Annotated in this window: 7 protein-coding genes; 4 read left to right on the plus strand and 3 right to left on the minus strand. The window is 64.6% G+C overall.

Features of this window, described 5'->3' with window-relative positions; all coding sequences use genetic code 11:
* Positions 1–85: 85 nt before the first annotated feature.
* The 3 genes from CJ226_RS17395 to CJ226_RS17405 all read right to left on the minus strand — a co-directional run bounded on the left by CJ226_RS17395 (position 86) and on the right by CJ226_RS17405 (position 1,411).
* The gene (locus CJ226_RS17395; protein WP_102209937.1) at positions 86–361 is read right to left on the minus strand and encodes a hypothetical protein; all 276 of its coding nucleotides are present in this window, start codon (positions 359–361) and stop codon (positions 86–88) included.
* 83 nt (positions 362–444) lie between these two features.
* The gene (locus CJ226_RS17400; protein ID WP_146008266.1) at positions 445–1,062 is read right to left on the minus strand and encodes a hypothetical protein; all 618 of its coding nucleotides are present in this window, start codon (positions 1,060–1,062) and stop codon (positions 445–447) included.
* 34 nt (positions 1,063–1,096) lie between these two features.
* Positions 1,097–1,411, minus strand: coding sequence for a hypothetical protein (locus CJ226_RS17405; protein WP_102209939.1), 315 nt, complete (start codon positions 1,409–1,411; stop codon positions 1,097–1,099).
* A gap of 355 nt (positions 1,412–1,766) precedes the next feature.
* Between CJ226_RS17405 and CJ226_RS18230 the strand changes: the two genes are divergently transcribed.
* The 4 genes from CJ226_RS18230 to CJ226_RS17420 form a co-directional block, all read left to right on the plus strand.
* A complete protein-coding gene (locus tag CJ226_RS18230; RefSeq protein WP_180964641.1) occupies positions 1,767–1,931 on the plus strand; it encodes a thiocillin family RiPP in 165 nt (54 codons plus the stop codon).
* A 33-nt stretch (positions 1,932–1,964) separates the two neighbouring features.
* Positions 1,965–3,137: a site-2 protease family protein gene (locus CJ226_RS17895; protein WP_146008268.1), complete on the plus strand. Its 1,173-nt coding sequence runs from the start codon at positions 1,965–1,967 to the stop codon at positions 3,135–3,137.
* A gap of 5 nt (positions 3,138–3,142) precedes the next feature.
* Positions 3,143–5,455 (plus strand): lantibiotic dehydratase, encoded by a 2,313-nt coding sequence (locus tag CJ226_RS17415; protein WP_180964642.1) that lies wholly within the window; start codon positions 3,143–3,145, stop codon positions 5,453–5,455.
* Positions 5,455–6,336 (plus strand): thiopeptide-type bacteriocin biosynthesis protein (locus CJ226_RS17420; RefSeq protein ID WP_146008269.1); only part of this gene is annotated, 882 nt, incomplete at its 3' end. The genes CJ226_RS17415 and CJ226_RS17420, both read left to right, overlap by 1 nt.

Here is a 6,336-nt window from a genome sequence, read left to right on the forward strand (position 1 = left end):
GTTCAGGCACCGTGATTTCGTGAGGCGTGCGGAGATGAGACGCAGGGGCGTCCCCGTTCCGGCAGCGATCGCGGGACCATAGACCTCAGCGTGCGCTCAGGACGAAGGCCAGAACCGCTCCCAGAACGGTACCCGCGAGCATCGCGGCGGCGGTCCAGCCGACGATGCGGCCTCGGGCGACCTCGCGTTTCGTCGCGTACACGCCCGCGCCGAGGCCCCCCGCCGTCGCTGCCGCCATCGTCACGCCGGCGACGAGCGCCTGGATCCCGTAGTCCGGCGTCGGTGGGGCAGGATCGACGAGCGGAGTCGAAAAACGGTAGGTCATGACGAGGCCGAGGGCGATGAGCGAGACGGCGGTCATCGCTGCAATCAACCACCACGCTGTCGATTTACGCATCAGTCACCCGCGCTCGCGCGCCGATCCCGGTCGCGGAGTCGCTCGCATCAGCCGTCGTCGCCGAGTACCGGGACGCCCCAGATCCGTGCCGCATCGGAGATGAGGCGATCCATGCCGTCCGGCGACTCCCGGCGAAGCGGCGCGTCGTCCCTGGTCACCGGCACCGGGATCGCGACCTGTCCCCCTTCCTGCGAGACCACGATCACCAGGGTCGGATAGAGGAAGGCGCCCTCCTGGATGCCGCCCCTCGTCACGCCCTGGATCCGGTCCCGGGGGACGCTGTAGGCCGTGAGGAGACGCGCTCCGCCGCGGACCAGCCGAAAGCCCGAGGGCTCGATGACCCCGGTGGGGCTCGCCGTGAGCAGGCCGCGCGGTGCGGCGCCGAGTCCGAGAAGGGGGATCGTGCGCGAGAGGTACGCGGCCACGCCGTTGAGGGCGTAGGAGCCGAAGATCCGTGCCTGCGGCTCACGCTCCCGCAGCGCTCGCCGCTGGGCGCGCTGCAGTCGTCGGATGCGTCCGAGCACGATCCAGATGATCAGGCCGGCGAGTGCCACGCCAGCGACGAACACGAGCGAGGTCGCGACGGGCGGTTCGCCGTCCAACAGGGGGCGCACGAGTGCGCCCCAGACGAAGAATGCCGCCACTGCGGCAGCTATCGCGAGCATCAGCCTGTTGGCGGGCGGGTTCTGGCGCACGAGATCAGCCGCCCCACAGGAACGCGGCGGCGGGAAGGAGCGCCAGGACGCCGAGCACGGCTCCGACGACGGGCCATGCATGCCCTCCGCCGTCGGCGCGGGCGAAGACGAGCCCGATCACGCCGAGGATGAGGGCGATGCCGCCGAAGAGGACCGCGAGCGGCAGCGTCAGGAACACCAGCCATCCGTAGTTCGGGTCCGCCGTCCCCGCCAGGACGAAGACGATCGCGGTCGGCAGGATCCCGACGACCGCCACGGCGGCGGAGGCGACTCCGCATCCGAAGGCGCGGCGACGGGGCAACGGAGGGATCTGAGTCACGGGGCGATCCTAGCGATCACGCGACCTCGGCGAGGGCGAGCCCCGGCCGGTCGCGGAGGAAGCCCTTCCTTTCCGCATCCGCGTCGCATCGCTCCCGATGGCGACGATTCCACGCCCATCGGTCGCCGCGTGTTGCTTGCGACGAGCTGCACGTCGTCGCAGCTATAGAGCGCGTGCGCAGACGATGCCGATGAGTGAACAATCGCCGCGGACGCCAAACAGTTCGTGCGCATTTGCCGGTTGGTCAGGAATATATTGCCTCCTTCCGGTGCTGCTGGTAGCTTTCAGGTGCCGGAGCGCCACCGGTGGGGGCAGGCCCGACTCGGTCTGGGCGGTGCGGCACAAAGGAGAATCAATGAAGATGCAGTCGCTTGAGATGGTGTCCATCGAAGAGCTTTCCGTGGAAGATCTGCCGGAAACGGTTTCCGCGGGTGCAAGTTCCTTCGGCTCCTATGCCTGTATCGGTAGTGCTGGTACATGCGCCGGTACGCTGAGCAGCCTCGGCAGTTTCAGCGGCTAAGCGTAGAAGCCGGGTTCGACGCAGGGGCTCTTTTTGAGTCCCTGCGTCGAACTGAAAGACACGTCTTTTTGCGGCAGGGGGGACAACATCGCAGGCGTTGAGTTTTGGGATTCGCAGAGCCTCATCAAGCTCAGACCCGACGTTGAGCAGCTTCCCGGGGCGGACGGGCGACTACTGCTCAAGACGGAAGATGCCCGGTACATTGCTGTGCCTGTATCGGCGGCTGCATTGCTCGATATCCTCGTCGAGGGCACGACAGGGAGGGTGATCTTCCACGATCTTCTCGATGTCTCGGACGAGGACGTCCCTCGAGCTCATGAACGACTCGCTCAGTTCCTAGAAGCGCTCCGCCAGAACAAGGTGCTGAACATTCAGCCGACAGAGGAAGGCACGGCGCCGCAAGATCGGGTTCTCAACCGAGCGAGAGCCGACTTCTTCCGGCGAATACCTTTAAGTCGCCAGTTCGGCTCGCAGCTCGCGAAGCTTGGGGCGAGGGTGCGGGCTCTACCTCGCGGGTCTCGGATTGTAACAGCGTCGTTGCTGTTGGCCGGCCTGTTGTCGTGGGCAGTGTGGCTCCTTAGAGAGGGCGCTTTTGCGAACGCCAGTGTTCTTGTTGTCGAACCCATAGTTCTCGTCGGCGCAGGCGCCGTTATTGTCGCCACTCTGTGGCTCCACGAATGCGCCCACGCTTTCGCGATGGGATTCAATCGGCTCGAAGTGCGTGAGATGGGGCTCGGTCTCGCACTTTATGTCGTGCCAGTCGCATACGTCGATCGGGGCGCTGTCTACGCTCTCAGATCGCGAGCAGGTCGAGCGGCTATCGCGCTTGCCGGCCCGCTCTTGGACGGAGTGATGATTCTCTTCGCCGTGACGCTTGCAGTCGTGACTCAGGGCTGGATGAGCGAGGTCTTCTCCGCGGTGTTCATTGGCCAGTCGTACCTATTGGCGATCAATCTCAATCCCCTGTTTCGCACGGATGGCTACCATGCGCTGGAAGCGGTCCTCGGCGCGACGAACATGCGAAGTCGAGCCATAGCCTATGTGTTTTCCTCCATGCGCCGATTGCCTCAGCCCCTTTACCTGCGGAGTGTGAGCCCTGTGGTAAAGGCCGGATACATCGCGTATCTCGCGGCGGGCGTCCTATACGTCGGAGTCCTGCTCGCGGTCACTGTGTTCGGGGTCTTTTGGGTTGTGGGGGCATGGTGAGCAACGTGAGCAACCTTCTGGTTGTGAGGAGAAGCGTGTTGTCCGCGCGCTCCCTCAATCTGATGTCCGAGCGAACGGTGACCGGACTCGCGGAGGCGAATCGGACGCTGGACATCCTCGTGGCTGCGGCCTCCGCGGTGTCGGAGCGCTTGGCCAGTCGCGCGCAGGCGAATGCACTTCCCCCGTCGGAGAGGAAGACGGCACGCCGCGCCGCTAGAGCGCTCATGACACTGGACGCCGGGACAGCGATGAGCGTAACTGCGCGCTTCGCGAGCATCCTCGCCGAGTACCCCGCCATCGCGTCGGCGAGTAGGGACTACATCGACAGCCTGCGTGCACTCGACGACGCCCTGAGCGTTGAGGGCGATGCGGTCGATCAGCGCCTCGTCGACCTCTGTCGCGACGGAGATCTCGGCGTGACGCTCCAACGATTCGCGACAGGTCTGTACGCCGATATGACCGCTGGTGGCCCGGACCGCCCCACGTCCGCGGTCGCCCGCGCGGCATACAAGTACGTCGTTCGGGCGGCGCTGAAACCATCGCCCTTCGCGTCGCTGGCCCGGGTCGGGGTACTGGGGATCGCATCTCGAGACCGGGTAGCCCGAGTGCCAGCTCATGTGCTGCACGGATTCGTCGAGGCCGCGGCGAGGACCATGGCGCTTCACTCCGCGTGGTCTTATCGCCGCGCCGAGTTCACAGGGAACGATGTGGTCCTTCAGCATTGGAGGAACAGCGGCGGGTTTCTCTGGCCTTTTGAGGAGACGATAGCGGCGGATGTGCTTGGCGAGGATTGGCGCGACCTCTCGCAGTGGTCGGCTGGTACTCACGACGAGTTGGTGGCGGTTACGGGAGCCACGGAATCCCGAACGCGCCGGTGGCTGCACCAAGGCCTGATCCGTGTCGTGACGCCGTGGGAGATGGAAGGCGGCGACCCCCTGGCGGCAACCATTGCACGCCTGGCGGCGTCGGGCCCTTCCGCTTCTGATCCGCTCGAAATGCTGGAGGCGGTCGCAACAGCCCTCTCTTCGTTGCCGAGTGAGGGTGACAGTCGATCCGCGCGCCTGCGCTTCGCTTCATCCCGCATGCATGAAGCGTTCCGTGCAGTCGGCGAGGACTATGCGGGTGCGGTCATCAGCGAAGACGCCGGGATTCCGCGTGTGAGCCCCGAGGGAAACTTCCCTGCGAGCATCCAGGACCTCGGGTTCCTCAGGGACTACATGTTCACCTCACACATGTACCTCGTGATGGTCGAAGCATTTGTACGTCTCCATGGCAGGGGAGGGACAGCGGCGAGCGCGCGGGGCTTCCTAATGGCCTGCGCGCGGGACGCGCGGGCGCAGCAGGAACTTGCCTCGGCGAAGCAGACGGACGCATCGGTACGAAGCGGGGATGTCCGTGACGCATCCCTGCCTCAGATTCGTTCTGTTGTTCCGCCCACTTTGGCGGTCATGTACCAGCGAGAGGCTGCTTCGGAGAGCATCGTCATCAATCAGATTACGGAGGGCCTTGGAGGCTTAGTCTCTCGCTTCGCCCACTTGGGTGCGAATGGTGCAGAGGAACTGCGAGCAACGATCCGTCGCCGGGTGGAGGACCTTGTCGGAAGCGCAGATGTTTACGAGTTCGTGCCGGCGGCCTCCGGTAACTCGGCTCAGTTCCTCAGTCAAGGTGTCTTTCGTCCCCTCACGTGGGACGGTCTCGGCGAGGCCTCCGACGGAGACGACCGGGTCTCGTTCGACGACCTTGCTGTGCGGCACGATGTCGATACCAACTCCCTGAGGTTCTCCCTTCGAGGGCACCCAGTCGTTCCCGTGTACATGGGACTTGTACCGGCTTGGCAAGTACAAGGCGCGCAGGGGCTCGCATGCCTTCTCATGAACCCCTGGATAGAACGCACACCCGTTTCGGAGTTGAACCACCCTCTCTTCAAGCAGGATATCGCCGCTCAGCACCGGCATATGCCCCGTGCATCTATCGGAAACGCTGTTGTTCGGCGGGAGACCTGGCACTTCTTGGTTTCCGACCTTCCCGTCCCGGGAGCCGAGTACGATCGGGCGACCAGCGTTCTGGCCTTCGATCGCTGGCGTAGATCCCAGGGCATGCCTGAGGAAGTCTTCGCCGCTCCGGTGGGGCGAAGCGGAGACGTGGTGCACAAGCCGATGTGGGTGCGCTTCTCATCGCTGCGCTCCCTCGATGTCCTCCTATCGATGGTGAAGAGGCAGGAGTACGTGAGGTTTCAAGAGGTTTTGCCGGCACGGACGGCCTATGCGGATGGTCAGCTCGTAACCGAGTTGGTCTCGTTCGTGGAGTGGGACGATTGATGCTTCGAACACAGCGCCGCGCCGAGTCGGGCGACCCGGAGGAAGAGGTTTGGGTCTACTGGAAGCTGTACCCGATGTCTCCGAGTGAGATCGATGGTTGCATCCTGAGTGCGCTCAGCCATGTTCATGCGGAGGTGCCGGCTATCGGCCAATGGCACTATCTGAGAATCGTCGATGCGGATGGGCTGCATATCCGAGTTCGATTCGAGGTGCCACGGCGCGCCGCCGACGCGTCGGTGATGACCTTCGAGCGGCTGTCCACTCTCACGCCCGCCGCGGACTGCGGACCCTGGCGGCCGATACGACCGCATCCCGATTCGACGATCTCAGGGCGCGATCGTCGAATCGTTCAATGGCGAACGTACGTGCCCGAAGTCAACAAATGGGGCGCTCGCGAGGCCTTAGGCCGCGCGCATAACACCTTCACCCATTCGAGCAGGTTCGCGGCGGCAGTGCTCCCCGACGTCAGTGATCCCCGCGACCGCTCACTCGTCGCGATGTCATTGATGTCAGGCCTGGTCAAAGCCCTTCCGATAGACGGTCTGACTCGGGACAAGTTCCTCCGACAGCATGCGGCATGGTGGGATCCGGCTCGGTCGCTCGAGAACCGGAGCGAATCCGATAGCGCGACCATGCGTCGAGTGCTCCGCCGATCTCCCGCAGCGTTGACGAGGCTCTCGCGAGCGATCGATGCCGCGCGTCTCCACGGTGAACAGATCGCGGAAGCGTCTCTTCACGCGAGGGGCGATCGCAGTCCTCTGTACCTGGCGCATCAGCACGCGCACTTGACCATCAACAGGCTCGGAATACCTGGAGTCCCGCGGGGTGGTGGTCTTTCGGGCCCGCGGCGTCGTGACCGCGACGGGGTGAGCCATCGTGCG

The sequence above is a fragment of the Microbacterium sp. UMB0228 genome (genome assembly GCF_002871415.1).
Lineage (GTDB): Bacteria > Actinomycetota > Actinomycetes > Actinomycetales > Microbacteriaceae > Microbacterium.

Excerpts from the sequence above, each read along its gene's own strand:
- CJ226_RS17395 (WP_102209937.1), bottom strand. The coding sequence starts at position 361 with ATGACCGCCGTCTCGCTCATCGCCCTCGGCCTCGTCATGACCTACCGT.
- CJ226_RS17400 (WP_146008266.1), bottom strand. The coding sequence starts at position 1,062 with ATGCTCGCGATAGCTGCCGCAGTGGCGGCATTCTTCGTCTGGGGCGCA.
- CJ226_RS18230 (WP_180964641.1), top strand. The coding sequence starts at position 1,767 with ATGAAGATGCAGTCGCTTGAGATGGTGTCCATCGAAGAGCTTTCCGTG.